This is a genomic window from Kribbella pittospori (assembly GCF_004331465.1).
GTDB lineage: Bacteria > Actinomycetota > Actinomycetes > Propionibacteriales > Kribbellaceae > Kribbella > Kribbella pittospori.
Genome location: NZ_SJKB01000022.1, coordinates 60,616 through 86,208, shown reverse-complemented (window position 1 = coordinate 86,208; position 25,593 = coordinate 60,616). Strand labels below are relative to the sequence as shown.

Annotated in this window: 27 protein-coding genes and 1 tRNA gene; 9 read left to right on the top strand and 19 right to left on the bottom strand. The window is 68.5% G+C overall.

What is annotated here, in order from left to right; translation table 11 throughout:
* Positions 1-36 precede the first annotated feature (36 nt).
* Positions 37-399, bottom strand: a complete 363-nt coding sequence (locus E0H73_RS40630) for a nuclear transport factor 2 family protein (RefSeq protein WP_131365778.1) — start codon at positions 397-399, stop codon at positions 37-39.
* A gap of 111 nt (positions 400-510) precedes the next feature.
* On the opposite strand from E0H73_RS40630, the gene E0H73_RS40625 reads away from it, so the two are divergent.
* Entirely contained in the window at positions 511-1,305 is a 795-nt protein-coding gene (locus E0H73_RS40625; protein WP_131365776.1) for a helix-turn-helix domain-containing protein, read from the top strand.
* Positions 1,302-1,808, top strand: a complete 507-nt coding sequence (locus E0H73_RS40620) for a DinB family protein (protein ID WP_131365774.1) — start codon at positions 1,302-1,304, stop codon at positions 1,806-1,808. The genes E0H73_RS40625 and E0H73_RS40620 overlap by 4 nt, the downstream gene beginning before the upstream one ends.
* Positions 1,809-1,852: 44 nt before the next feature.
* Here E0H73_RS40620 and E0H73_RS40615 read toward each other — a convergent pair whose 3' ends face one another.
* The gene (locus E0H73_RS40615) at positions 1,853-2,860 is read right to left on the bottom strand and encodes a hypothetical protein (RefSeq protein WP_131365773.1); all 1,008 of its coding nucleotides are present in this window, start codon (positions 2,858-2,860) and stop codon (positions 1,853-1,855) included.
* Positions 2,860-3,375 (bottom strand): SigE family RNA polymerase sigma factor, encoded by a 516-nt coding sequence (locus E0H73_RS40610; protein ID WP_131365771.1) that lies wholly within the window; start codon positions 3,373-3,375, stop codon positions 2,860-2,862. The genes E0H73_RS40615 and E0H73_RS40610 overlap by 1 nt, the downstream gene beginning before the upstream one ends.
* Positions 3,376-3,562: 187 nt before the next feature.
* On the opposite strand from E0H73_RS40610, the gene E0H73_RS40605 reads away from it, so the two are divergent.
* The gene (locus E0H73_RS40605; protein ID WP_131365769.1) at positions 3,563-4,762 is read left to right on the top strand and encodes an SH3 domain-containing protein; all 1,200 of its coding nucleotides are present in this window, start codon (positions 3,563-3,565) and stop codon (positions 4,760-4,762) included.
* A gap of 47 nt (positions 4,763-4,809) precedes the next feature.
* On the opposite strand, the gene E0H73_RS40600 is transcribed toward E0H73_RS40605, so the two are convergent.
* From E0H73_RS40600 to E0H73_RS40575, 6 genes are all read right to left on the bottom strand, one after another.
* Positions 4,810-5,703: a hypothetical protein gene (locus tag E0H73_RS40600; protein WP_131365767.1), complete on the bottom strand. Its 894-nt coding sequence runs from the start codon at positions 5,701-5,703 to the stop codon at positions 4,810-4,812.
* Between the two features lie 70 nt (positions 5,704-5,773).
* The gene (locus E0H73_RS40595) at positions 5,774-6,673 is read right to left on the bottom strand and encodes a hypothetical protein (protein ID WP_131365765.1); all 900 of its coding nucleotides are present in this window, start codon (positions 6,671-6,673) and stop codon (positions 5,774-5,776) included.
* Positions 6,670-7,203 (bottom strand): SigE family RNA polymerase sigma factor, encoded by a 534-nt coding sequence (locus E0H73_RS40590; RefSeq protein WP_131365763.1) that lies wholly within the window; start codon positions 7,201-7,203, stop codon positions 6,670-6,672. Before E0H73_RS40590 ends, E0H73_RS40595 begins: the two co-directional genes overlap by 4 nt.
* 65 nt (positions 7,204-7,268) lie before the next feature.
* Positions 7,269-8,660 (bottom strand): GGDEF domain-containing protein, encoded by a 1,392-nt coding sequence (locus tag E0H73_RS40585; protein WP_131365761.1) that lies wholly within the window; start codon positions 8,658-8,660, stop codon positions 7,269-7,271.
* 203 nt (positions 8,661-8,863) lie between these two features.
* A complete protein-coding gene (locus tag E0H73_RS40580; protein ID WP_131365759.1) occupies positions 8,864-10,411 on the bottom strand; it encodes a helicase HerA-like domain-containing protein in 1,548 nt (515 codons plus the stop codon).
* A 112-nt stretch (positions 10,412-10,523) separates the two neighbouring features.
* Positions 10,524-11,228 (bottom strand): L,D-transpeptidase family protein, encoded by a 705-nt coding sequence (locus E0H73_RS40575; protein WP_131365757.1) that lies wholly within the window; start codon positions 11,226-11,228, stop codon positions 10,524-10,526.
* Between the two features lie 159 nt (positions 11,229-11,387).
* Between E0H73_RS40575 and E0H73_RS40570 the strand changes: the two genes are divergently transcribed.
* Together E0H73_RS40570 and E0H73_RS40565 are read left to right on the top strand one after the other, a co-directional pair.
* A complete protein-coding gene (locus E0H73_RS40570) occupies positions 11,388-11,681 on the top strand; it encodes a type II toxin-antitoxin system VapB family antitoxin (protein WP_131365755.1) in 294 nt (97 codons plus the stop codon).
* Between the two features lie 30 nt (positions 11,682-11,711).
* Positions 11,712-12,275 (top strand): LytR C-terminal domain-containing protein, encoded by a 564-nt coding sequence (locus E0H73_RS40565; RefSeq protein WP_131365753.1) that lies wholly within the window; start codon positions 11,712-11,714, stop codon positions 12,273-12,275.
* Here the strand turns inward: E0H73_RS40565 and E0H73_RS40560 are convergent.
* The 5 genes from E0H73_RS40560 to E0H73_RS46285 form a co-directional block, all read right to left on the bottom strand.
* Entirely contained in the window at positions 12,272-13,783 is a 1,512-nt protein-coding gene (locus tag E0H73_RS40560) for a potassium/proton antiporter (RefSeq protein WP_131365751.1), read from the bottom strand. The two genes, E0H73_RS40565 and E0H73_RS40560, sit on opposite strands and share 4 nt — an antisense overlap.
* Before the next feature lie 209 nt (positions 13,784-13,992).
* Positions 13,993-14,083 (bottom strand) — tRNA-Ser (locus tag E0H73_RS40555).
* A gap of 13 nt (positions 14,084-14,096) precedes the next feature.
* Entirely contained in the window at positions 14,097-14,525 is a 429-nt protein-coding gene (locus tag E0H73_RS40550) for a nucleoside deaminase (RefSeq protein WP_131365823.1), read from the bottom strand.
* A 31-nt stretch (positions 14,526-14,556) separates the two neighbouring features.
* The gene (locus E0H73_RS40545) at positions 14,557-15,054 is read right to left on the bottom strand and encodes a tRNA adenosine deaminase-associated protein (protein ID WP_337589493.1); all 498 of its coding nucleotides are present in this window, start codon (positions 15,052-15,054) and stop codon (positions 14,557-14,559) included.
* Between the two features lie 96 nt (positions 15,055-15,150).
* Positions 15,151-15,321 (bottom strand): hypothetical protein, encoded by a 171-nt coding sequence (locus E0H73_RS46285; RefSeq protein WP_165556040.1) that lies wholly within the window; start codon positions 15,319-15,321, stop codon positions 15,151-15,153.
* A gap of 106 nt (positions 15,322-15,427) precedes the next feature.
* On the opposite strand from E0H73_RS46285, the gene upp reads away from it, so the two are divergent.
* Positions 15,428-16,069, top strand: a complete 642-nt coding sequence (gene upp, locus E0H73_RS40540) for a uracil phosphoribosyltransferase (RefSeq protein WP_131365749.1) — start codon at positions 15,428-15,430, stop codon at positions 16,067-16,069.
* 71 nt (positions 16,070-16,140) lie between these two features.
* Here upp and E0H73_RS40535 read toward each other — a convergent pair whose 3' ends face one another.
* The 3 genes from E0H73_RS40535 to E0H73_RS40525 form a co-directional block, all read right to left on the bottom strand.
* Positions 16,141-17,106: a phage baseplate protein gene (locus E0H73_RS40535; RefSeq protein ID WP_131365748.1), complete on the bottom strand. Its 966-nt coding sequence runs from the start codon at positions 17,104-17,106 to the stop codon at positions 16,141-16,143.
* 79 nt (positions 17,107-17,185) lie between these two features.
* Positions 17,186-18,112: a 1,4-dihydroxy-2-naphthoyl-CoA synthase gene (locus E0H73_RS40530; protein ID WP_131365746.1), complete on the bottom strand. Its 927-nt coding sequence runs from the start codon at positions 18,110-18,112 to the stop codon at positions 17,186-17,188.
* A gap of 3 nt (positions 18,113-18,115) precedes the next feature.
* On the bottom strand, positions 18,116-19,129 hold the full coding sequence (locus E0H73_RS40525; protein WP_131365744.1) for a LacI family DNA-binding transcriptional regulator: 1,014 nt from the start codon (positions 19,127-19,129) through the stop codon (positions 18,116-18,118).
* Positions 19,130-19,297: 168 nt separating this feature from the next.
* On the opposite strand from E0H73_RS40525, the gene E0H73_RS40520 reads away from it, so the two are divergent.
* The gene (locus tag E0H73_RS40520; RefSeq protein WP_131365742.1) at positions 19,298-21,238 is read left to right on the top strand and encodes a Xaa-Pro dipeptidyl-peptidase; all 1,941 of its coding nucleotides are present in this window, start codon (positions 19,298-19,300) and stop codon (positions 21,236-21,238) included.
* Between the two features lie 407 nt (positions 21,239-21,645).
* Here E0H73_RS40520 and E0H73_RS47670 read toward each other — a convergent pair whose 3' ends face one another.
* Positions 21,646-23,052, bottom strand: coding sequence for a GNAT family N-acetyltransferase (locus tag E0H73_RS47670; RefSeq protein ID WP_238164594.1), 1,407 nt, complete (start codon positions 23,050-23,052; stop codon positions 21,646-21,648).
* A 133-nt stretch (positions 23,053-23,185) separates the two neighbouring features.
* Here E0H73_RS47670 and E0H73_RS40510 point away from each other — a divergent pair, with 133 nt between their 5' ends.
* Both E0H73_RS40510 and E0H73_RS40505 read left to right on the top strand, forming a co-directional pair.
* Positions 23,186-23,767 carry an NAD-dependent epimerase/dehydratase family protein gene (locus E0H73_RS40510; protein ID WP_165556038.1) on the top strand — a complete coding sequence of 194 codons (582 nt, stop codon included), beginning with the start codon at positions 23,186-23,188 and terminating at the stop codon, positions 23,765-23,767.
* 40 nt (positions 23,768-23,807) lie between these two features.
* The gene (locus E0H73_RS40505) at positions 23,808-24,662 is read left to right on the top strand and encodes an alpha/beta hydrolase (protein ID WP_131365739.1); all 855 of its coding nucleotides are present in this window, start codon (positions 23,808-23,810) and stop codon (positions 24,660-24,662) included.
* Here E0H73_RS40505 and E0H73_RS40500 read toward each other — a convergent pair.
* Positions 24,596-25,522 (bottom strand): helix-turn-helix domain-containing protein, encoded by a 927-nt coding sequence (locus tag E0H73_RS40500; protein ID WP_131365737.1) that lies wholly within the window; start codon positions 25,520-25,522, stop codon positions 24,596-24,598. The two genes, E0H73_RS40505 and E0H73_RS40500, sit on opposite strands and share 67 nt — an antisense overlap.
* Between the last annotated feature and the right edge of the window lie 71 nt (positions 25,523-25,593).

The window sequence follows — 25,593 nt, the reverse complement described above, 5'->3', positions numbered from 1 at the left end:
CACCGCCAGGACCGGCCGCTGTCGCACACGGTGAGGTCAGTGGGCGGGGGCGAAGTCGTGGAAGCCGATCAGGCGCTGGATGCGGCCGTCCTCGGCGAGCAGGACGATGTCGGTGCCACCGGCGACGGGATCCTGGCCTTCGGCCTTGAGGTGCCAGGTCCAGCGCAGGTAGGTGTGGTGCTCGTCGATGTCGCCGATGCGGACGAAGGACAGGCCGGGGAACATCTGCTGAGCGGCGCCCACCAGCTTGTTCAGCTCGTCGTGGCCGTTCGTCTCGAAGCTCGGGTCGACGAACGTCGCGTCCTCGGTCCAGCTCCCCGCGATCAGTTCGGCCCGGCGGTCCGCGTCGGCCTCGTTCCACATCGCGAAGTACTGCTCGGCAAGAGTCGTGCTGGTCATCGTGTTCTCCTCGGTGTCGTTCGGATGACCAGAACCTTGCCGTCGGCCCGCGCTCCGGTCGATGACGTCGGAGGTAATGGCGCTGTCTCTGCCACCGGTTACGGTCGAACCATGGCAGCGACGATCGAGGAGACCTTCCAGCGCCCGGTGGGCGAGCTTCTGCGCGGCTGGCGGGAGCGCCGCCGGCTCAGCCAGCTCGAGCTGGCGAACCGCGTGGAGGTGTCCACCAGGCACGTGAGTTTCGTGGAGACCGGCCGATCCAAACCGAGCCGCGAGATGGTACTGCGGCTGGCCGAGCATCTCGACGTACCACTGCGGGACCGCAACCAGCTCCTGCTGGCCGGCGGCTACGCGCCGATCTACACCGAGTCGTCCCTGCACTCGCCAGCGATGCTCGCGATCCGTACGACGCTGCGCCGCCTGCTCAAGGCGCACGAGCCATACCCGGCGCTCGTGGTCGACCGCTGGTGGAACATCGTCGAGGCGAACGCCGGCATCCAGCTGTTCACGACGGACGTCGACGAGAAGTTGCTGCAGGCACCGGTCAACGCCCTCCGGCTCACCCTGCACCCGGACGGCCTGGCCCGCCGGATCGGCAACATCGCCGAGGTCCGCGCCGCCGCCCTCGCGAGCCTGCAACGCCAGGTCGCCAGCACCGCCGACCCCGACCTGCAGGACCTGTACGACGAGCTCCGCGAGTACGCCGCGGACGACCGGCCGGTCAAGCCCACGGCACCGGAGGTCGTCGTACCGTTCCGGCTCGTGCACAACGGGCACGAGCTGTCGCTGCTGACGATGATCGCGACGTTCGGGACGCCGCTCGACGTCACGGTGTCCGAGCTGATGATCGAGTCGTTCTACCCGGCCGACGACCAGACCGCCGAATACCTGCGGACGCTGGCATGAACGAACCGCCCATCAGTGTGGGCGACACCATCGAGCTGCAGCTCGGCTGGCTGGACTACTACCGCGGCGTCATCGAGAGCAAGCTGACGGGACTGAGCGACACCGACCTCAGGTCGAGCCGCTTGCCGTCCGGCTGGTCGCCGCTGGAACTGCTGCGCCATCTCGTGTACGTCGAGCGACGCTGGCTGCGCTGGGGATTCGCGGGCGAGCAGGTCGACGAACCGTGGGGCGACTCGGGCGGCGATCCCGACGGGCGCTGGACGGTCGGGCCGGACGACACTCTCGAGGCGCTCCTCGGCAGACTGCACGAGGGCGGTGCGACTACTCGCCGACTGGTGACCGGCGTCGAACTCTCGACCCTGGGGGCGGCCGGTGGGCGGTTCGGTGAGGCGGACCGCCCGACCGTGAACTGGATCCTCTTCCACGTCCTGCAGGAGTACGCCCGGCATGCCGGTCAGCTGGACGTCGTCCGCGAACTGGTTGATGGGGTCACCGGCGAGTAGGTGATTCCGCCCGTCGCCTACTCGCCGGTGTCCCCGCGGGAGCCCTACCGGTCTGAGGAGGGGAGACCGGTGGGGAAGCTCGGCTTCGGGAGGCTCGGCTTCGTGGTCGGGAGCGTCGGCTTCGAGGGCAGCTGGATCTTCGGCTGCTGACCCGAGTCGACGGTGACACCGCCGGGCACCTTCACCGTCGGGACAGCCGGCTTCGGCAGGGACGGCTTGGTGGTCGGCAGGTTCGGCTTGCCCGGAACGTTCGGCTTCGGGAGCGACGGCACCGACGGCTTGCCGTCCGGTACGCCGTTCACGCAGTCAGGCAGGGTCGGAACACCCTTGCCCGGCAGCGAAGGCTTCACGTTCGGCAGGGTCGGCTTCGCCGGCAGCGACGGCTTGCCGCTCGGGAGCGACGGCTTGGTCGTCGGAAGGCTCGGCACGGCCGGCAGCGACGGCTTCACGCTCGGCAGCGTCGGCTTCGCAGGGAGCGTCGGCTTCGCAGGGAGCGTCGGCTTCGCGGGCAGCGTCGGCTTGGCGGGCAACGACGGAAGGCTCGGCTTGCCCGTCGGGAGCGACGGCTTCCCGGTCGGCAGCTTCGTCGGGAGGCCCGGCTTGGCCGGCAGCGACGGCTTGATGCTCGGCAGCGTCGGCTTCGCGGGCAGCGACGGCTTCACGCTCGGCAGGGACGGCTTCGCAGGCAACGACGGCTTGCCGGTGGGCAGGTTGTTCGGGTCGATGGTCTTGTTCACCTCGACCTTCGGCAGCTGCGGCTTGGCCGGCAGGCAGGTCGGGTCGACCGACGGCACCTGCGGCTGCGCGGTCGGAACCACCACCGGCACCGGCGGCTTGCTCCCGCCGGCCAGCAGGTTCTTCACCGGCGCCGGTCCGCCGACCGCGGCGGACACCGTCGCTACGGTTCCGGCCAGGGCGGTGACGCCCGCCGCGGCCAGTCCGCGGCGGAGCCAGGCCAGCCGCTTGCCGCGCCGCATCAGGTCGGCGGCGTCGGGCTGCCACGGCTCCAACTCATAGTCGAGCGCGCTGCGAATCTGCTGCTCGTCACTCATCAGTTTCCTCCAACTCCGGTATCGATCAGGTCGGGTGCCAGACGCAGCTTGGCCAGCGCCCGGGAAGCCGTGCTCTTCACGGTCCCGGCCGCCATACCGAGCAGCTCGGCGGTCTCGGCCTCGGAGAGATCCTGCGAGTAGCGCAGCGCGACGACGGCTCTCTCCCGGACGGTCAGACCTCCGAGGGCCGAGAGCACGGCCTCCCTGGTCTGCACCTCCCCGGCGAAGTCCGCTACCGCTCGCTGGTCCCAATCGTTCTGCACCGGGTCACTGGGTACTTCGTTGGTCCAGCGCCGGCGGGCCTGGGAGAGGAACCGGTTGACCAGTACCCGCCGCACGTAGCGGAGCGGATCGCCGCTCAGCTTGTGCCATTTCGGGTACGACCGCATCAACGCCTGCTGCACCAGATCCTCGGCAGTGTGCCGATCGCCGCACAGCATCTCCGCGAAGCGGAGCAAGGGTGTCGACTGCGCCAACACGAAGCGCTCGAAATCGGCGTCCGCGGCCCGGGTCATCGATTCTCCTCTGCCTCTGTCACACCGGTCCAAACCCCCTGGGTGATCGATCGGGTTCTGTTCTGTCACCAACTCCTTCGAAGAAATTTATTCACGCTCTATGCAAGAGCGGTGTTTGTTTGTCACATTGGGTGAGCCGGCGCTCACGACCGGCACACACCTTCACCGCCCCGGAGGTAACCCGCCCATGCGTATCACCCGAAGTGCCAAGCTCGCCGCCGGTCTGGCGGCGACGCTGGCGATCTTTACCGCCACCTTGCCCAGCACGGCCGCGTCGACCGATCCGGTCGCCATCGCGGCCCAACCCGTGGCCGGATCCAGCAACGTCCGGATCGAGGGCAGCCGGATCATCCTCGGCGACGCTCCGGCCACCATCGGCTCCACCGAACTCAAGCAGCGCTCGGGTCTCGCCGAGCTCAACCCCGTCCGCTTCCCCGCGGCCACCTCGGCCGTCGTCGTCGGCTACACCTCCGGTACGCCGGACGGTTCGTCGGCGGAGGTCGACGTACGCGCATGGGTGAAGGACCGGTGGTCGGAGTGGACCTCGACCAAGGCCGGTACGCCGACCACGTTGACCGGCGCCAGCGACCAGGTGCAGTTGCGGATCATCGTGACTGCGCCGCCGACCGGCGCGAACCCGTGGGTCGGCGACGTGACCGTTCAGCCCACCGACAAGGTCGACTCGAGCCGGATGACGGTCCAGGCCGCGCCATTGCAGTCCCGCGTCTTCGCCACCCGCGAAGGCCTGGTCGGCGGCACGACGGCCAACGGGCACGTCATCATCAGCCGCGACCACTTCGTCGCCCTGCCGTCGCGACGCGGACTGGCCGGCAACGGCTCCGGAACCTACTCGGTCAAGGTCTGTACGGCGTCGCGGTGCGCATTCGAGCCGGTGTGGGACGTCGGCCCGTGGAACACCAAGGACGACTACTGGAACCCGAGCGCGACCCGGGAGATGTGGAAGGACCTGCCGCAGGGCCGGCCCGAGGCGCAGGCGGCGTACCAGAACGGCTACAACGGCGGGAAGGACCAGTTCGGCCGGACGGTCGCCAACCCGGCCGGGATCGATCTGGCCGACGGCGTGTTCTGGGACGCGGTCGGGATGTCGAACAACGGGTTCGTCGACGTCACGTACCTGTGGACGGGTGACGGCGGCCGCGGCACGGTCGCGATCACGTCCGGCTACCTGAACGTGCGCAACTCGCCGAACTCCAGCGGCGCGGTCGTCGGGATGGCGGGCAAGTCCGCGCAGGTGACGGTCGAGTGCCAGACCACCGGCTCGAGCGTGACGGGGTCACAGGGCACCAGCAACGTCTGGCTGCGGGTCCACAACGGGATGTACGTCGCCAAGGCGTACATCTCAGCGGGGACGTTCGGAGCCTGCTGACAAACAGACGTGCTCCCGTACGCCGCGGCGTGCGGGAGCACGTTTGATCAGCAGCCGTGGCTGATCTGGGCGCAGGTCTGCTCGCCCCAGACGAGCTTGAAGGTCTTCTCGTTCTTGCCGGTCAGGGTGACCTTGATCTGCGGGCCGGGCGCCGTACCTTCCTTCCAGGGCGTCGCGGTCTGGTGCTGCATCACCCAGTAGCCGCCCTTGATCACGGCATTCGTGGTCTTGCCGTCGGGGAAGGTGTACGCGATCTTCGTGATCCCGGCGGGGAGAACGCCGGCGGCCCAGTAGTACTCGTACTGCTTGCCCTTGATCGGGATCAGGTTGTTCGCGACGGCGAACGCGTCCGCGCTGGTGGACGCCGTACCGAGCTTCGCGGGCTGCCGGATCGAGCCGTCACCGTCATGCCGTGCGTACGCCGTGTCGCAGCCGGCCCAGGCCCAGTACTTGCTGTCAGCAAGGATCAGCACACTGCCCGGCGCACCGTCCAGCCGGGCGACGACCTTCGCGGAACTCGCCGGCCCGTCGACTTCCTTCAGCCAGCCCTTGCACGCCGCCACCGGATCAGCCGGCGGTTCCTGGACCTTCGGCGTCGGCACCACCGGCTTCACGCCCGACGTCTGCCCGATCTGCCGCGGAGCACTTGGAGTGGCGGCCGGCTGTTCGCTCGGGGTGGCCGGCGGCTTGGCGCTCGGCACACCGCTGGGCGAAGGTGCGCTTGGGCTAGCGCTCGGTTGGAGGGTCGGCGACGGTGTCGGCAGCGTTGACGGCTCGGCAGACGGCGTGGCCGGTCCACCGCCGGCGACCGTCGTGTCGGTCGACGACCGCCCGTTGCGCGCCATCGCCGTCCCTGCGATCGCGACACCGGCCACCGCCGCGACCGCCAGTCCACTGATCAGGATCCTGGCCACCCGGCCGTTCCGGACCTGTTCCATCATCGTTGCCCTCCACACCACATCGGGGGTTTGTCGGGCTGAAGGACGCGGCGTACGGTCCGAAAGGTTCTGCTCAGCAGCCGTGGCTGATCTGGGCGCAGGTCTGCGTGCCCCAGTTCAGCCGGACGTCGTTCAGTACGCCGCCTGTTGCCGAGAGCAACTGAACTCGGACCCGGTCGCCCAGGTCGTGGGCACCCGGCGGGATGCTGGAGACGTGCCGCATCAGCCAGAAGCCGTTGCTGATCTCGGCATCCACGGTCTCGCCGTCCGCGAAGCTGTAGCGCACGGTCGCGACGCCGTCCGGCAGCAGGCCGGCGGCCCAGAAGTGGTCCAGCGGACCATCAACGGTCTCGACGGTGTTGTTCGCGATCGCGAACGCGTTGTTGTCCTGCACCCCGGGCGTCTTCAGAGTCGCGGGCTTCCGCGCCGACACCTCCGTGCCGTAGGTGTTGTCACAGGCCATCCAGTAGCGCCCGTCCGCGATCACGATCGTCGTACCGGACGGGTCGCTTGCCGTTCCCCTCAGTTTCGCGCCGGAGCCCGGAGCGGGCTCGCCGCCCGCCGCCACCCGGCACGTCGTCGGTGTCAGCCGGGCCGGGGACCCGGGCGTCGCGCTCACCTGCGGATTGCTGGTCGGGACCTTCTCACTGGACGCCGTCGACGGGAGAGCCTCCGGAGCCTGGGGAGTGAAACCAGCCGACGGCCGTGGGGTCTCGACGGGCGACGGCGTGCCTGTGGGGGTCGGAGCCGTCAAGGCCGGGCCATGGTTCGCCGGTGCGGGGGCGTTGCCCAGGTTGTCACCCCGGACCAGGAATCCGCCGGTGGCGATCGCGATCACCGCGACCGAGGCCGCCGCTGCGGTTGCGAGGACGTGGGTCCTGCGGCGTCGGTGTGCTCCCGCGATCACCCGGGCCGGGTCCAGCGGCTCGATGCTGCCGTCGGGTGCAAGTGCGTCCCGGACCTCGTCGTTCATGCTCGCTCTCCTACATAAGTACCGCTCAGCTCGGGAGCCGCCCGCAGCTTGCCGAGCGCCCGCGCGTTCGCGCTCTTCACCGTGCCGACCGCCACCCCAAGAACCGCCGCCGTCTGCCGCTCGGTCAAATCCTCGACATACCGCAGTACGACGACTGCCCGCTCGCGCCGGCTGAGCGTCGACATCGCCGCGACGATCGCGACCCGGCGGTCCACCGTGCCCGACTGGTCCGCGACGCTCAGGCCGAGGTGCGACTCCAGTTCGGCCGCGTCACCGCTCGGCCGCTCGCGCCATGGACGACGTCGTACCCACGACAGGTGCTGGTTGACCACGGCCTGGCGGACGTAGCCGAACGGATCTGCCATCTCGATCCGGTCCCAGCGCAGGTACGCCTTCTCCAGCGCGGTCTGCACCAGGTCCTCGGCCAGCCCGGCGTCGCCGCACAGCATCCGCGCGAAGTGGATCAGCCGCGCGGATCTGGCCAGCACGAATGCCGTGAAGTCGTCGTCCCGGTTCCCCGAACCCGGCATACCCTCTCCGTCCTCCGTCCCTCACCACACAGGACGCCGTACGCCGCCGAAAGGTTCTGGCAAAGTCAGCGGCGGTCGGCTGAGGAGATGGAGCGGTCCGGGCGCGCGCCGGAGAGGGTCTGCGAAGGCACCGGCGATGTGTGCGCCGGCGAGCGGTCGGGCGGCAGGTCCGAAGGTGGCGCAAGGCGCACAGGCGGGACGGTGTCCGCGGCCAGGCGGACGCGGTTCCGGCCGGCGGCCTTGGCGGCGTACATCGCCCGGTCGGCCCGGAGCAGGAGCTCGTCGACGTCGGCCCCGTCGGCGGGGTAGACGGCGACGCCGATCGAGATCGTCAGGAGGAAGGTGTCCGGATCCAGGTCGGGGTCGTCCAGGACGCCGGCGCACATCGCGGCCAGCGGGCTGGCGGCGACCGCGTTGCGGAGCCGGTCCGCGGTGACGGTCGCCTCGTCGATCCCGGTGTCCGGCAGCGCGATCACGAACTCCTCGCCACCGAACCGGCCGATCACGTCCTTCGCCCGGATCGCACTGCGCAGGATCGTCGCGACCGCGCGCAGGGCCTCATCGCCGACCAGGTGGCCGTGCCGGTCGTTGACCTGCTTGAAGTGATCGATGTCGATCAGCAGCACCGCCATCGGCTCGCGCTGGGTCCGCGACGTCCGCAGCATCTCCTCGGTACGACGCCGCCACCAGTCGACGCGAGTCAGGTTCGTCTTCGGATCTGTCTGCGCCTCGGACTCCAACTGACCGAGCAGCAGGGCCCGCTGCGCGGTGAGCGTGATCGGGATCGCGACGAACGCGAACCACGGGCTGATCAGGCAGGCGGCGGCCAGCAGGCAGCCGAGTGTCGCGGCCGTGGCGTCGGTGCTCAGGTCGTCGATCCCGCCGACGGTCTCCCGCCACGTGCTGCCGGGGATGATCAGTGAGATCGCGAGACCGCAGAGCACGGTGTCCGTCGCGACCAGCGCCAGCGCTCCGGCGACCATCGACACGACCAAGCCGAGCCCGCTGCCTCCGGTCAGGTCGCGCGTAGCGGTGAGGGTGGCGTGGGCCGCGCCGACGCCGAGCACGAGCACCGCGGTCGAGAACGCCCAGCGGTACGGGATGCACTTACCGGCCCGGATCCGCCACCAGATCCGGAGCAGGACGGCGACCAGGATCGCCAGCGCCGGATGCAGGATCAGCGCGGCCGCGATCATCCACGCCGGCGCCAGGTCCTTGTGCAACGCTCCACCCCGGCGGCGCCGGTTCTCCACCCGGCGCGCACCTTCGACCGAGATCAGCGCGGACACGGTCAGTGCGAACACCAGGTCCACACCGCGCCAACTCGGCAGATCGGTGAACGCCTGAACGGCGTATCCGATGGCGGCGAGGTCGACGAGCACCACAACGACGAACGCCGGGACCGTCAGTGTCCACAGCGCCCAATACCGGACCGCTCGCCTACTCTGCGCAACCATCACCTCACACCGTACGACGAGTAAGCGTCTCGTCCCAATCCGCGACGGCGCGGTGGCGATGACGAGTTGGAAACGATGGCTGCGTCGCTGACCATTCAGTCGTTTGATCAAGGATCAAACCAGCAAACCCTTACAGAACAAGCAAAAGTTGGACTATCCGGGATCGAAATGTCTTCCCGGACAGTCCGGTCCGAACGGGAGGATCAGCGGCGGCGGCGAGCCGAACCGAACAACCCCCGGACGATCTCGCGGCCGGCGGAGCGGGCGAACTGTTTGAACGCGGACGAGCCGATCACCTGCTCGACCATCGACTTGTCCTGCTTCTGCGCCCGCGGCCTCGGCTCGGGTGCGGGCTTGGCCTGCTCCTCCGCCTGCCGCTCGGCCTCGGCCTGCTCGGCGCCGGCCTGCACCTTGGCGGCCAGCAGCTCGTACGCCGACTCCCGGTCGATCACCTCGGTGTACTTCGCGTTGTTCGGTGACGCCTGCACCGACGCGGTCAACTGCTCGGCCGTGGCCGGCGCCATCAGCGACAGCGGCGCCCGCAACCGGGTCCAGGCCACCGGCGTCGGCGCGCCCTTCTCGTTCATCACCGTCACGATCGCCTCGCCGATCCCGAGCTGGGTCAGCACCTCGGCCAGGTCGTACGACGAACTCGGGAACGTCGACACGGTCGCCTTCAGCGCCTTCGCGTCGTTCGGCGTGTGCGCCCGCAACTGGTGCTGCACCCGCGACCCGAGCTGGGCGAGTACGTCGTCCGGCACGTCCTTCGGCGTCTGGGTGACGAAGAAGACGCCGACCCCCTTCGACCGGATCAGCCGCACGGTCTGCGCGATCGAGTCCAAGAACGCCTTCGAGGCGTCGTTGAACAGCAGGTGTGCCTCGTCGAAGAAGAACACCAGCTTCGGCTTGTCCACGTCGCCGACCTCGGGCAGGTCGTGGAACAGGTCGGCCAGCAGCCACATCAGGAAGGTGGAGAACAGGGCCGGCCGGTCCTGCAGGTTCGGCAGCTCGAGCAGCGAGATCAGGCCCTTGCCGTCGCGCTGCTGCAGCAGGTCCGCGGTGTCGAACTCCGTCTCACCGAAGAACGCCTCGGCGCCCTGGTCGGCGAACCCGATCAGCGAGCGCAGGATCACCCCGGCGGTCGCGGCCGACAGCCCGCCGAGCTCCTTGAGGTCGGCCTTGCCCTCGTCGCTGGTCAGGTGGGTGATGACCGAGCGGAGGTCCTTCAGGTCCAGCAGCGTCAGGCCCTGCTTGTCGGCGTAGTGGAAGATCAGCCCGAGCGACGACTCCTGGACGTCGTTGAGCCCCAGCACCTTGGACAGCAGCACCGGCCCGAACGACGTGATGGTGGCCCGGACCGGGATCCCGGTGCCCTGCCCGCCGAGCGCGTAGAACTCGGTCGGGAACCCGGTGGCGGTCCACTCCTGGCCGATCGTCTTGGTCCGGGCCAGCAGCTTCTCGCTCTCCTGCCCCGGCTGGGAAATGCCGGACAGGTCGCCTTTGATGTCGGCGGCGAACACCGCGACCCCGGCCGCGGACAGTTGCTCGGCCATCAACTGCAGGGTCTTCGTCTTGCCGGTACCGGTCGCGCCCGCGACCAGGCCGTGCCGGTTCACCATCGACAGCGGGATCCGGACCGACGCCTCCGGTTTCGGCTCGTCGCCGACCAGCAGCGCGCCGAGCTCGATCGCCGCCCCTTCGAACGCGTACCCCTGCTTGACGGTCTCCACGACATCAGCTGTCTCGGCCATGTCAGCGTGCCTTTCCCCGGTTTGACGACGGCGCACCTACGCCTCGCTGGGCATGCTAGTGCCCTCGGGTGTGGTTGGGAGAGTTATCCACACCCGGGGGCGGCGTTGGGGATCAGCGCATGACGACCACGTGGGTGGCGCCGGCGGCGAAGGTCCAGATCGCGGCGGACATCGAGGCCGAGACCCGGATGCAGCCGTGCGAGGCCTTGTAGTTGGTGCCGAGCAGGTAGTCGGCGTGGATCTGCTTCCCGTTCGACTTGTACGTCGGGATCTGGTGGAACCCGATCCCGCAGGGAGCGAACCGGACGAAGTTGTTCAGGTACAGGCTCGCCCCGTCGGTGTTCTTCCGGATCCGCGCCGCCCGCCCGCACTTCGCCCCACTGGTGTAGTTCCCGGCCCGCAGGTACGACGGGTTGTCGATGATCCCGCCCTGCCGGACGACCTTGCCGCGGGCATCGATCAGCCACACCCAGTTCTGCGTCTGGCTGATGACGATCCGCCGCCCGCTCCCGGACCGCCGCGGCACCGACCGCACGTCACAGCGTTTCGCCGTCGCCGCCATCAGCCGCGAGTACGTCGTACTGTTCAGGGCACCGGACTGGCTCAGGACGTTGGCGGACTGGAACCGGACCGTGGCCGCCTTGGTCATCGTGCCGATCTTGCCGTCCACCGGCCCGGCCGTGCAGCCGAGCTTGTTCAGCCGTGTCTGAGCCGCCTTCGCCTGTGTCACCGTGAGTGCGTCGGCCGGCAACGCCGTACCTACCGCGACCAGCGTCACGGCCGCTGCGGCGATCCCGAGTTTGGAAAGAATTCGCATGCGGTTCACCCCCTTGGTCGTGGGCGAGGAATCCACGCCCACTACTCCCTCTCCGGATAGGACGTCCACCGGCACCGAAAGGTTGAGTCCCCACCCGTGTCTGTTCCGGTGACGTTCATGACCTCTCACAAGACCTTTTACCCCGCTAGACTTGGAGGGGTGATCTTCAAGCGCGTCGGGGAGGAACGCCCGTACCCGGACCATGGCCTGCAGCCGAAGGACTGGTCTTCGCTGCCGCCGAGGCAGGTGCGGCTGGACGAGCTCGTCACCACCAAGGGCACCCTCGACCTGAACGCGCTCCTCGACGAGGACTCCACCTTCTACGGCGATCTGTTCGCGCATGTCGTCGAGTGGAAGGGCGAGATGTTCCTCGAGGACGGCCTGCACCGCGCCCTGCGTGCCGCGCTGCAGCAGCGTTTGGTCCTGCACGCCCGGGTACTGGTTGTGGACTGACCCGATGCCTGCTCACGGGGGGTTGAGCCGATGACCGCGATCCATCCGCAACCGAGGCCGCATTCGCGGATCCATTGGCGTACGCCGATCACGATGGTGGCACTGCTCGTGATCCTGGTCGGCGGAGCCTGGTGGGGCTGGAATTCCCTGATCAACAGCAGCGCCGAGCCGACCTGCGTCGACCAGAAGCTGCCGAACAACCGCCTCCTGCCCAAGCAGGTGGTGGTGAACGTCTACAACGGTGGAGCCAAGGCAGGTACGGCGGCCGCCGTGGCCGACGTACTCAAGAAGCGCGGGTTCCACGTCGCGAAGATCGCGAACGAGCCGAAGGGCGACAAGATCGACGTCGTCGCGCTCCGCGGCGCGACCGACAAGGCGCCCGAGATCCTCCTGATCGCCGGCCAGCTCAACCAGAAGGCCCTGATCATCGGCGACGAGCGCACCGACCACACCGTCGACCTGGTCGTCGGCCGCGGCTACACGAGCCTCAAGGCCAAAGGCCTCCCCTCAGTGGCCCTGGCCCCCGACACCACCCTCTGCCTCCCGATCATCCACACGCCCCAACCCATCCCCTCAGGCCAGAACCCGAACTAGTGCTGTTCGCGGCCGCGTTCGCCGAACCAACCGGCTAGGCGGCCGGCTCGGGAGACGGCTCGGAGGCGGCGGGCGGTTTGGTCGCGGAGAGGGCTGGGGGCGACGACGAGGACGGAGTCGCCGGCTCGGAGGACGGTACGGCGGTCGGGGACGAAGGCGCGGTCGCCGCGGATGATCAGCGAGACAGAGACGCCGACGGGCAGGCGCAGTTCGCCGATCTCGACGCCCGCCAGGCGCGACTCGCTCGGGACATGCACCTGGAGCATGTCGGCGCCGAGTGCCTCCAGCGGCGCGACGTCGATGTCCACCTCGTACGACGCGTTCTCGTCGAGCACCTTCAGCCGACGGGCCACCCACGGCAGGGACGGACCCTGCAGCAGCGTGAACAGCAGGACCAGCACAAACACCACGTCGAAGATCCGGTCCGCCTGAGGCACGCCCGCCGCCAGCGGGATGGTCGCCAGCACGATCGGCACCGCACCGCGCAGGCCGGCCCACGCGATGAACGTCTGCTCATTCCACGGCACCCTGAACGGCGTCGCCGACACAGCGACCGACGCGAACCGCCCGACCACGGTCACCGCCACCCCGATCACCAGCGCGATCGCGAGGTCGTCCCACCCGATCCGGCCCGGGGACGCGAGCAGCCCGAGCATGATGAACAGCCCGATCTGCGCCAGCCAGGCGATCCCGTCGACGAACGACCGGGTCGCCATCCGGTGCGGCAACTCGGCCCGCCCGAGGATCAGCGAGGTCACGTAGACCGCCGCGAACCCCGACACATGCAGCAGCACCGTGCCACCGGCGTACGAGAGGATCGCGAGCGACAGGACCGCGACCGGGTACAGACCGGCCGAGCCGAGCGCGACCCGGCGGAGCAGGCCGACGCTGACCCAACCGATCAGGAACCCGAACAGCGCGCCGACGACCAGCTCGTACAGCACCAAGCCGCTGAAGTACCAGATGCCCTTCTCTCCGACCTCGCCCGTGCTCACCAACGTGACCAGCAAGACGGTCGGTGCGTCGTTCAGACCGGACTCGGCCTCGAGCGCACCTCGCAACCTCGGTCTGATCGGGACGCGACGCAGTACCGAGAAGACCGCGGCAGCGTCGGTCGGCGAGGTGACTGCGCCCAGCAGGACGGCGTACTGCCAATCCAGCCCCAGAACGAAGTGCGCGACACAGGCGACCACCCCGACGCTGATCGCGACTCCGACGGTCGCCAGGACGAGGCCCAGCGGCATCACCGGGCGTACTTCGTTCCACCGGGTGGTCAGACCGCCCTCGGTCAGGATCACCACCAACGCGGCGAACCCGAGGGCGTGCGCCAACTGCGCGTCCTCGAAGTTGATGTGGCCCGGGCCGGATTCGCCCAGCAGCAGGCCCATCCCGAGGTAGATCAGCAGCGAGGGGAGCCCGAGCCGTCCGGACAACCGGACCGCGACGATCGCGACCAGCAGCACCGCCGCTCCGGCCAGGAGGATCCTGTCGAGCTCCGAGACGTCCATATGGGCCCCCCGCTGCGTCTGGTCCCGAGGTCAGGTCCAGAGAGACGAAAACCCTGACGCATCACACAGCATCAGGGTCTCCGGCCTTCTGCCACCCCGGAGGGCGGTTGGCGGTGGCGGAGGGAACCGTCGCAGGCTCCTCCCAAATCCCACAGCCCTTGATATGCGGTTGGTTGGTCCCACACTTCGTGCGGAACCAACCAACCGCATGGCGGTGGCGGAGGGATTTGAACCCTCGGACGGGGGTTGCCCGTCACGCGCTTTCGAGGCGCGCTCCTTCGGCCGCTCGGACACGCCACCGCCGGAGAGGCTATCAAGGTCTGTGCCCGATGAAGAAATCGCGCAGCCGCGCGCCCGCCTCGTCGGCCATCACACCGCCGACCACTTCGGGCCGATGATTGAGCCGGCGGTCCCGGACGACGTCCCACAACGACCCCACCGCGCCCGCCTTCTCGTCGTACGCCGCGAAGATCAGCCGCTCCAGCCGGGACAGCACGATTGCGCCCGCGCACATCGTGCACGGCTCCAGCGTGACCACGAGCGTGCAGCCGGTGAGCCGCCACTCGCCCACGTGCCGGGCCGCCGCACGGATCGCAAGTACTTCGGCATGGGCGGTCGGATCTCCGGTCGCTTCCCGCTCGTTGTGACCACGTCCGATCACCTCGCCCGAGGCGTCCACCACGATCGCCCCGATCGGTACGTCGGGCAGCGCCTTCTCGCCTTCCGCCAGCGCCAGGGCCATCAGCCGGGCCCACTCCCGCTGGACCGCCGGGCTAACCAAGGGCTTCGATCGCCTCGTGGAACTGGTTGCCGAACCCAAGGGCCTCGGCGACCTCCTCGAGCATCTCCTCCGGGTAGAGGTCGACGTCGTCGCACAGCGCGCCCAGGTCCATCGCGCTCATGCCGAGGTCGGCGATGATCGCCAGATCGCCGGCCGGGACCTGCTCGTCGTCGTCATCGGCCAGCGGGATGTCGAGCTCGTCCACGACCTGCCGGGCCAGCGGCCACTCGGTCGCGGCGGTGACGTCGGAGATCAGCAGCCGGGCCCGGCCGCCGATCACGCGCAGCAGCAGGAAGAAGTCTTCGTCCACCGAGATCATCCCCAGCACCCCGGCCTCACCGGGGTAGCGGCGAAGGGCCGACACCAGGGTGGACAGCTCAGGCTCACCGCGCAGCACCAGCGGGGTGACGTTCCACACGCCGTCCTCGGTGTAAGCGGCGACCGCGAAGTCGAGGTCGGTGGTCATCGGCCCTGCCGTGGCATCAGACACCGGATCATCGTCGCAGACTCGCGCCGTACAAGGGAGATATTCACGATCTCGACGTGATATCGGTACCGCGAGCACACGGAGTCACATCGGTCGCGCTCAGTGATGGTACGTCGCTCGGCGCATCGCTTCCCGAAGCTGCCGGACCCTGGCTCGCCGGGGTGCGATCCGGTCCCGGAGGGCGCGCGCTTCCTCGAGCTCCCGGAGGAACGCCGCACGGCGGCGGAGGCGGTCGAGTTGTTCGGGCGTCTTGGCACCGCTGTCCGTCATCGGCGTACTCCCTGGTGGGCGAGGCAGGGCACATTCCAATGCACTTTCGATTCTGGCAGCGAGCGAGCTTTCCCGCGCCGAATCGCCGACGGTACCGTTCCGGCTTATGCAGATCCTCGTCGTGGACCACCCGCTCGTCGCCCACAAGCTCACCGCGCTGCGGGACGAGCGCACGGACTCGCCCACGTTCCGGCGGCTGACCGAGGAGCTCGTCACGCTGCTCGCCTACGAGGCGACCCGCGACGTCCGCACCGGCCCGGTCACCGTGCAGACCCCGGTCGCCGAGGCCCAGGGCGTCAAACTGTCCGCGCCGAAGCCGCTGGTCGTCCCGATCCTGCGCGCCGGCCTCGGCATGCTGGAGGGGATGTCGCGGCTGCTGCCGACCGCGGAGGTCGGCTTCCTCGGCATGATCCGCGACGAGGAGACCCTGCGGGCGTCGACGTACGCGGAACGTCTGCCGGAGGACCTGTCCGGTCGCCAGTGCTACGTCCTGGACCCGATGCTGGCGACCGGCGGGACGCTGTCCGCGGCGATCCAGTTCCTGGTCGATCGCGGCGCGGACCACATCACCGCGATCTGCCTGCTCGCCGCACCGGAGGGCGTCGAGCACGTGGAGCGCGAACTCACCCACCTCGACGTCCCCTGCAACCTCGTCATCGCCGGCATGGACTCACATCTCAATGAGAAGGGCTACATCGTGCCTGGCCTGGGCGACGCCGGTGACCGCTTGTACGGCGTCGCGCAGTAAGAAAGAGCAGTTGTAGGGGAGGGGCCTGGGCGACGCCGGAGACCGCCTCTACGGCGTCGCCCAGTAGAGGGTTAGACCAGGGTGTCGCGGTAGAAGAGGTTGGCGCGGCGGTCGCCGGTGACGCCGGACGCGAAGCCGAAGCAGAGCCGCGGGCGTCCGAAGAGATCGGTGTACACACCGAGCCCTTCGGCCTCGCGGTAGACCAGGTCCGCGCCGTCCAGAATGCGCACCGACTCGACGACCTCGCCGGTGTTCATGTTGTACGACCAGAGCTTCGAGGTGGCCAGTGCGGGATCGGACGCACCGGCGTACGCCTCGCCCTCCCAGAAGTAGGCGTACGAGCCGTAGAGCGTCCAGCCCTGGAAGTCGATCCCGGCGGTCATCGTCGGCTGCTTGAACGACACCAGCGGCCGGGAGAAGTCACCCCGGCGCGCGGCCGCCAACGAGTACACGTTGATGTGCATCCCGTCGGCCAGCGAGTGGCGAACTCCGAGCCGGCCGTGCCGCTGGTCCACCGACGGGGTGAACACGCTGCCGTCCGCGACCGGCTTCCACTTCTGCAGGCCCGGCGAATCCTTGGTCAGCGTCGCACCGTCCTGCCAGCGGAACCGGGCAATCTGCCGCCCCCGCGCGTTCGCCGTGTCCACGTCGGTCTCGGTCCACAAGTACGTCGTACGCCCGGAGGTCTCGGCGCCGATCGAGACGGCGTGGCCGAACCCGCTCAGGTACATGTGGCCGAGGACGTCACCGCTCAGGCTCAGCTGGGTCAGCGTGAGGTCACCGCTGCTGGCCGGCGCGCCCGCGCGCAACTGGCCGGCGTAGAGCAGCCGGTTCGGGCTGTCGAATGCGATCGACTGCATGACGGTCACGTCGGCCAGCGGCTTGCCGCGGAACAGTTCACCGCCCGGTCCGTCCAGGGCGAATCGTCGAGTCGGAAACAGATCGAGCGGGTGGGCGGAGGCCGTCGACCCGACCGCCCCGGCGGCGAGCACCGCACCGGCGCCGGCGAGCAGGCCGCGGCGAGAAAGATTGGTCATAGCGCTCGACGGTAAGCGACTTACCGCGAACTGTCAGTACTTCGCACAGAAATTTCTGCGAACTAACCAGAGATTCTTGTTAGAACGCATACGGGTACGGCGACCAGTCGGCCGGGCGCTTCTCCAGGAACGAGTCGCGACCCTCGGCGGCCTCGTCGGTGCCGTAGGCGAGCCGGGTGGCCTCACCGGCGAACAACTGCTGGCCGACCAGCCCGTCGTCGATCAGGTTGAACGCGTACTTGAGCATCCGCTGCGCGGTCGGCGACTTCGCGCAGATCTTCCGGCCCCACTCCAGCGCGACCGCCTCGAGCTCGGCATGCGGCACGACTTTGTTCACCATGCCCATCCGGTAGGCGTCCTCCGCGGAGTACTCGTCGCCGAGGAAGAAGATCTCCCGCGCGAACTTCTGCCCCACCTGCCGCGCCAGGTACGCCGACCCGAAGCCACCGTCGAACGACGCCACGTCCGCGTCGGTCTGCTTGAACCGCGCATGTTCCGCGGACGCCAGCGTCAGGTCCGCGACGACATGCAGACTGTGCCCGCCACCCGCGGCCCAGCCCGGTACGACGCAGATGACGACCTTCGACATGAACCGGATCAACCGCTGCACCTCGAGGATGTGCAGCCGGCCGGCCTTCGCCGGGTCGATGCTCTCCGCCGTGGTGCCTTCGGCGTACTTGTAACCGTCCTTACCCCGGATCCGCTGATCGCCTCCCGAGCAGAACGCCCAGCCGCCGTCGCGCGGCGACGGTCCGTTGCCGGTGAGCAGCACGCAGCCGACGTCGGTCGACATCCGCGCGTGGTCCATCACCCGGTACAACTCGTCCACCGTGTGCGGCCGGAACGCGTTGCGCACCTCGGGCCGGTTGAACGCGATCCGCACCACCCCGGCGTCGACCGCCCGGTGATAGGTGATGTCGGTCAGCTCGAACCCGTCCACCTGCTTCCAGGCCGACGGGTCGAAGATTTCGGAGACGAACGCGGACTCGGTCACGTCCGCGAGCATATTTCAGGCTTTGGCAGTACTTTCGCGCAGGACTACCTCGGCCTTGAACGTCTCGGTGGTCGGTTCGCCACCCGCGATCGCCAGCTCCAGCGCACGCCGGCCCATCTGCTCCAGCGGCAGCCGAACCGTGGTCAGCCCCGGCCACACGTCCCGCAGCGTCGCGATGTCGTCGAAACCGGCCACGCCGATCTCGTTCGGTACGTCGACCCCGCGCGCCCGCAACGCAGACATCGCGCCGACCGCCATCACGTCGTTCACCGCGAACAGACAATCCACGTCGGCCTTGCGATCCAGCAGTTCGCCGGCGGCGGCGTACCCACCGTCGCGAGTGAACTCGCCGGCCTGCACGACCAGCGGCTGCAGCCCGGCCTCGGCGAGTGCGGCAACGAATCCGTCGCGCCGATCGCGCGCCGTCGCCAGGCTGTCCGGTCCACCGAGTACGGCGAACTTCCGCCAACCCAACCGCACCAGCGAACGAGCCATTTCGGCCGCACCAGCACGGTTGTCGGGCTCGATCGTGTGCGCGGGCATCCCGGACTGGCTGACCAGCGCGAGGCCGGCGCCGGAGTTGAGGAACGTCTCCACCTCGGTCGCTGTCCGCGCCAGGCTCTCCTCATCAGTACGCCGGCTGCCGATCATCACCGCGGCCCGCGCCCGCTGCGCCCGCAACGACGACAGGTAGGCGATCTCGCGATCGGAGTCGCGGAACGTGCTGGCCATCATCACCAGCAGGTTGCGTTCGTCCGCGGCCCGCATCACGCCGTTCGCGATCGCCGCGAAGTACGGATCCTCGATGTCGTGCACGAGGATGCCGACCACGTTCGTCGACGACTTCGCCAGCGCCTGCGCCTGCGCGTTCGGCGTGTAGCCGAGTTCGTCGGCGGCGGCCTTGACCCGTTCCTGCAGCTCGGGACGGGGCACCCGGTCCCCGCCGTTGAGCACGCGAGAGGCGGTCGCGACCGACACACCCGCGCGCTGTGCCACATCCAGCAATGTCACCGGTGCTCGAAGATTCACTGGCCTACCCTTCCGTACTCTCCCCCGGGGCGGTGGCGGTCACCTTATCGGAATTCGCGCTCCGTCACCGCTGCCCAGCCGCGTCCGGTCACGCTGTGTGCCGTCAAGTCGCCGCCAATCCCGGCAGAGCCTGGCTTTGGGGCGCGGGAGTGACTAGCCTTCCCAGCCATGACGACCGTCCGCGCCAGGATGACGATCCTGGTCTCGTCCACCGTGCTCAGCCTTGCAACCGTCACCGGTACCGCTGCGGCTGCTCCGCTCCCGGACGACTCCGGTACACCGGTCGCGCCGACACCGGCTGCCACCGGCGTACCGCCGTACGTCGACCAGGCGACGCACAGCACCGAGCCTGTCTACGACTATGCCTCCGCGATCCGTGAATCCGTGTACGTCGACACCACGATGGACACCGATTCCGACGGCAAGGACGACGTGATCGCGGTCGACATCGTCCGGCCGAGCGAGACCGAACTGACCGGTCTGCGCATCCCGGTGATCATGGACGCGTCGCCGTACTACTCCTGCTGCGGACGCGGCAACGAGAGCGAGAAGAAGACGTACGACGAGAACGGCGTCATCCAGAAGATGCCGTTGTACTACGACAACTACTTCGTCCCGCGCGGGTACGCGGTCGTCGGCGTCGACATCGTCGGCACCGGCCGATCCGGTGGTTGTGGCGACGTCGGCGGCAAGGACGAGATCGACTCCGTAGTTGCGGTGATCAACTGGCTGAACGGCCGCAACAGCGCACATACCGCCGACGGGCAACCAGTGCGCGCGACCTGGACCAACGGCGCGGTCGGCATGATCGGCAAGTCGTACGACGGCACGCTGGCCAACGGTGTCGCGGCGACCGGCGTCCGCGGACTGAAGACGATCGTGCCGATCTCGGCGATCTCCTCGTGGTACGACTACACCCGCTCCGGCGGCGTTCCGTACTCCGACGACTACATGCCCTGGCTGGGCGGGTACGTCGGGCACGACAGCCCTGCGTGTGAAGCGGTTCGCGGCGATCTCGGGGACAACGACGACGACGACACCGGCGACTACACGAAGTTCTGGGCCGAGCGGGACTATCTGAAGGACGCCGGCAAGGTGAAGGCGTCGGTGTTCATGACGCACGGTCTGAGCGACTACAACGTGCAGACCAACCACTTCTCGCAGTGGTGGGCGGCGCTGGCGAAGAACAACGTGCCGCGCAAGCTGTGGCTGGGTCTCGAGGACCACGTTGACCCGTTCGAGTTCCGCCGCGACGAGTGGGTCGGCGAACTGCACAAGTGGTTCGACTACTGGCTGCAGGGCCTGCAGAACGGCGTGATGAAGGAGCCGGTGGCATCGGTCGAGACCGCGCCCGACGTCTGGCGCGACTACAAGACCTGGCCGGCGGTGAACCACTCGATCCCGGTCCCGCTGTCCGACGGCAAACTAGGTGCCCTGGGCAAGGGATCCGTGACTGTCACCGACGACCCCGAGCTGACCGAGGACGACATCGTCGCCGATCCGTCCGAGGTGATCGCGGGCCGGCAGATGTTCCTGTCCGCGCCGCTGCCGCGCTCGATCCGGATCAGTGGTACGCCGACGGTGACGCTGAAGATCAAGTCCGACTCGATCACGACGCCGGTCACTGCTCGGTTGATCGAGTACGGCGAAGCGGAGCGGTACACCGGCGTACGTCGTACTGATGACAGCACGTGTGAAGGGTCGAGCGTCGACTACGACGACAGCTGCTACTTCACCGTCGAGAAGCTCACCGAACAGACCGACCACGGCATCGTCAGCCGCGGCTGGATCGACGCCGCCCACAGCGCCTCCTTGAGCAAGCCGAAGCCGCTCACGCCCGGCGAGTGGACCACGGTCAACGTCCCGTTGCGCGCCCAGGACGAGGTGATCCCGAAGGGCCGCATCCTCGGCCTCGCCGTCACCTTGTCCGACACCGAATGGACCACCCCCAACGACACCGGCGCCACCATCGACATCGACCTGGCCGGCAGCAAACTCAACCTCCCCCTCACCACCGGCAAGGTCCCCGCGCCCGCCAAGGTCCACCCGATCGATGTAGACATCAAAACCCCGTCCCAACGCCCAGACCTCCACGACCCCACCAACTGACTCCGCAGGTAGTTCGCCCCCACGCGCCTCAGGCAACCGAAGGCACGGGAACGTGTGAGGTGGACGCCACCTGATTCGGCAGGTGATGGGACGTGAGGTGTGGTTCAGCGGACGTGCCGCACTCACCAACCTGCCCGTCGGTCGACCTCCACGCCCGAAGTGAGCGTGGCGACCTCAGCCTCCGGGTGTTTGGTGAGTGCCGCACGTCCGTCCGTGACGATCCCGGTCCGCGACCATCCCCTGTTACCAATGCCCCGACTGATCGGCCAGCCTCCGAGTGGGTTGCCCGACACGACTTTGTGCACGGATCGGTCACGCGGGACGGGGCGTTTTCGTGGTTGATCGGTGCACAAAGTCACCGGTGGACAGCGGGCGACGAGATGCGTCGCGCCCTACGTCGCCTGCTTCTACTCGAACGTGAAGCGATAGGCCTGGGATTCGCGTGGTTGGAAGCCTAGGCGTTGGTACAGGCGGTTTGCGGCTGCTCGGGAAGGGCGGGATGTCAGGTCAACCGTCTTCGCGCCGGCCAGCCGCGCGATTCGCAGGGCATCCTCGGTCAACGCCGCGCCAACGCCCTGGCCACGTGCTGCGTCGTCGACCACGACGTCCTCGATGCGCGCCCGCAGGCCGGTGGGAATTGGGAACATCACCAACGTCAGAGTGCCCACGATGCCGTCATCACTGCGTGCCAACAGCACAGTGTTGGTCTCACAAGAAACCAACCGCTCCAACGCCTCCCGATCGAGCGGCCCAGCCGACGCCGACAACTGCGGCATCAACCGCCCGAAGGCCTCTTCCACCTCGTCGGTGATCTCATCCAGCACCTCAATCGCAACGCTCACAACCCGCAGACTACTCAGCTGGTTCAGGAGCTGAAGCGGCCGCAGGCTACGAAGATCGCCATGGCGAGGTAGACGACGTTCAGCAGCACCGCGGTCGGTAACACCGGGACGTGGTGGAAGGCTCATCGTCGCGAGGCGGGCCGGGTCGCTCACGGACAGGATCTCGACGATCCGGCCGTCGACCACGGTGCAAGCCATCACGCTGAGCGGGTCGCCGTTCGGGCGCCACGACAGGATCCCCGTCCGACCATTGACCAGGACCGGACGCGCGGAGACCTCGGTCTCGGCCCCGCGCAGAGCCCGCGCGGCCACCTCGGTCGCGCCCAGCCTGATGACGACACCGCGCGCGGTGTGGGCGCGCCACGTCACGTCCGGGTCGAGCACCCGCAGCCGTCCTTCGAAGTCTCCGCTCCGCGCCGCCGCGAGAAACGCCTCGACCACTGCACGCTGCTTGGTCGGCTCATCGGGCGGAGGATGCGTGTCCTGCACCTTCCGTCGCGCCCGGCTGGCGAGCATCTTCGCCGCATCCGTGGACCTGCCGAGGATCTGGCCGATCTCCGCGAACGGCACCGCGAACATGTCGTGCAGCACGAACGCGAGCCGCTCGTCAGGCCGAAGGGCATCCAGCACCACGAGCAGCGCCGGCCCGACCGATTCGGCGAGCACCGAGTCCTCGACGCCGTCGTCCTCCGTCACGACGAGGTCCGGGAGCTGATCTTCGTACGACACCTCGGGCCGAGCCTTGCGCGAACGCAGTACGTCGATGCACACCCGGCCCACCACCGTGGTCAGCCAGCCGGCCAGGTTGTCGATCGAGTCCGCGTCCTGACGCGCCAGCCTCAGCCACGCCTCCTGAACAGCATCCTCGGCGTCCACCCGCGACCCGAGCATGCGATAGGCCACTGCCACGAGTCGATCGCGCTGCTGCTCGAAGGCTCCCGCCAGGGCGTCCTCCGGACCTGTTCCGGTCACGTTGTTACCTTCCTCGAGCGAATCCCGTCATGAGTACGACGGATCCGCGCGGGGCGAGGTAACCGGAGACCAAGCAGCACACTCAGGATTCTCCACCCGCCGGGCTCACGCCTGCGTGGTAGTGATGGTGATCATGAGAATCGTCGTGGTCGGCGCCGCGGGCACGTTGGGAAGTGCGCTCGCCGCCCTTCTGATGACCGAGGGGCATGAGGTCGTCGGGGTGTCCCGGTCGTCAGAGCCGCCGGTCGATCTCAGCCGGCCGGAGTCGCTCGAGGATGCGCTGAGAGCCCTGGCGCCGTTCGACGGGCTCGTGTGTCTCGGTCCCGGTACACCGTTGCGCCCGCTGGCCGAACTCACCCCGGCCCAGCTCCAGACGGACTTCGCCGGCAAACTCTTCGGCCAGATCGAGGTACTACGGGTCGCGGCCACGCTGATGACGAACGGCGTCGTCGTACTCACCGGTGGCGCGGCACCGGAGTTGGAGGGCGGTTCCGGCGGCACGGCCGTCAACGCCGCCCTCGCGGCCTTCATCACTGCGGCCCGCCGAGAACTCCCCGAACACGTCCGCGCCCACGTCGTGTCCCCAGGCTGGGTCACCGAGAGCATCCCACCCGACTGGGACATCCCAGACTCAACTCCCGCCGCCGTGGTAGCCGGCGCCTACCTCCACACCCTCACTACCCCGACCGCACCCACGGTGATCACCGTCGCATAGCTCTGGATCCCCGGCTTCGGGCGGAGGAGGGTACGGGCAAATGCCTGAAACCGACCTCACCTTCTTGCCGGACATCCAGTACGCGAGCCCGGACGGGATCCCGCTCTGCCTCGACGTCCTGATGCCGACGCGGCTGACCGAGCCGACTCCTGCCGTGCTGCGAATTGACGGTTGTCCGGCATGGGGACCCGGGGATCGATCCTCGGCCATGCTGCCGTTCGTGAATCCTGCGCTCGCCCAGGCGGGCTTCGTGACGGTTGCCATCTCGGTCCGGCACAGCGGGCAAGCAACCTTCCCTGCCCAACTGCATGACGTCCAAGCCGCACTCAGCTGGCTGCGGTCCAACCCGCTCAGCCTCCCCGTCGACACCGACCACATCGGCGTTTGGGGACAATCGGCCGGCGGCCACCTCGCTGCCCTAGCCGGCCTCGCCCCCGGCGGCGGCGACGTACAAGCCGTCGTCACGATCAGCGGCCCGAGCGATCTCCTAAGGCCGGGCGGCGAGATGCAGATCGACCGACCGTCCGCCGTGACGGCTCTGGTCGGCGGCGACGTGAGTACGCACGCCGAACAGCTCCGCGCCGCCAGCCCGATCGCTCACGTCACCGCCGACGCTCCGCCGTTCCTGATCATCCATGGGACCAGCGACGAAACCGTGCCCTACGAGCAGTCCGAGCACCTCCACCATGCACTACACAACGCTGGTGCAGAGGTACAGCTCATCTCGGTCGACGGCGGTCATCACAACCTCCGCGCCGATCCGGACGCCCGCTACGAGGGCCAGATTTGGTACGACGTCGCGAGCGAAGCCACCCGGTTCTTCCAGTACTACTTGGCCTCGGCAACGAAATGCATCGGGTCGCCGAAGCCGAGGTCGGTGATACCGGCGGTGTAGAAGGCGCCGATCAGCAGTGACCGCCGGTGGGCGGCGAACGTGAGTACGTGCGCGACCATTCCGCCGTACGTGAAGACGCGCGGTGGTTCGCACGTCGTGTCGACGAAGCTCTCGTCGAAGCGGCCGTCCTCGTTCAACTGGTTGACCAAGGCAACGAACCTCGATCCCGCCTCCGCATGCCGCACGCGCAGCTCGGAGATCGGTGTGACCACCTGCCGGCCGCACTCCGGCACCTGGAACGGCCGGTCCTCCACCGACGCCAGCCACATCTCCTCCTGCCAGACCAACCGGTCCAGCAGGTACCGGATCGAGATGTCGTCGTCGATCCCTTCCACCGAGAGCTCGATCGGCCGGTCCAGCGTCGCCGCGTCGAGCCGTCCACCGCGCTCGATCATCTCGCCGGTCAACCAGACGTGGTGCTCGACCATCCTGACCAGTACGTCCATACCTCTCACCTCTTCCCTGGCCGGCAGGCGCAAACCCGCCGGTGGCTGAAAATGAACCCCACTGGGCGCCTTCAGGAAGAACACCCGCGACGCCTCCCGCCGCCATTCCCGCGGCGACATCCCATAAGCCCTGGCGAACGCCCGCGTGAACGCCTCGTGCGACCCGTACCCGGCCTCCACCGCAACATCCAGTACGGCGACCTGGTCGGCCAGCAGCCGGTACGCCGCCCGCTCCAGCAACAATCGCCGCCGGAACGCGAACGGCGATTCGCCCGCCACCGCCCCGATCACCCGATCGAAATGGAACCGCGACAGATGCACCCGCCCGGCGAGATCGGCCCCGTTCACCGCCTCACACGGCCCGGCCAGCCCCTCGGCCACCACCGCCACAAACTCCTCGAACACATCCGCCATACCCCCACTCTGCACTCCCGGCCGCCTCCGCACTTGATCGAAATTGCGGACCACGGCTGTCGCGGTGCGGA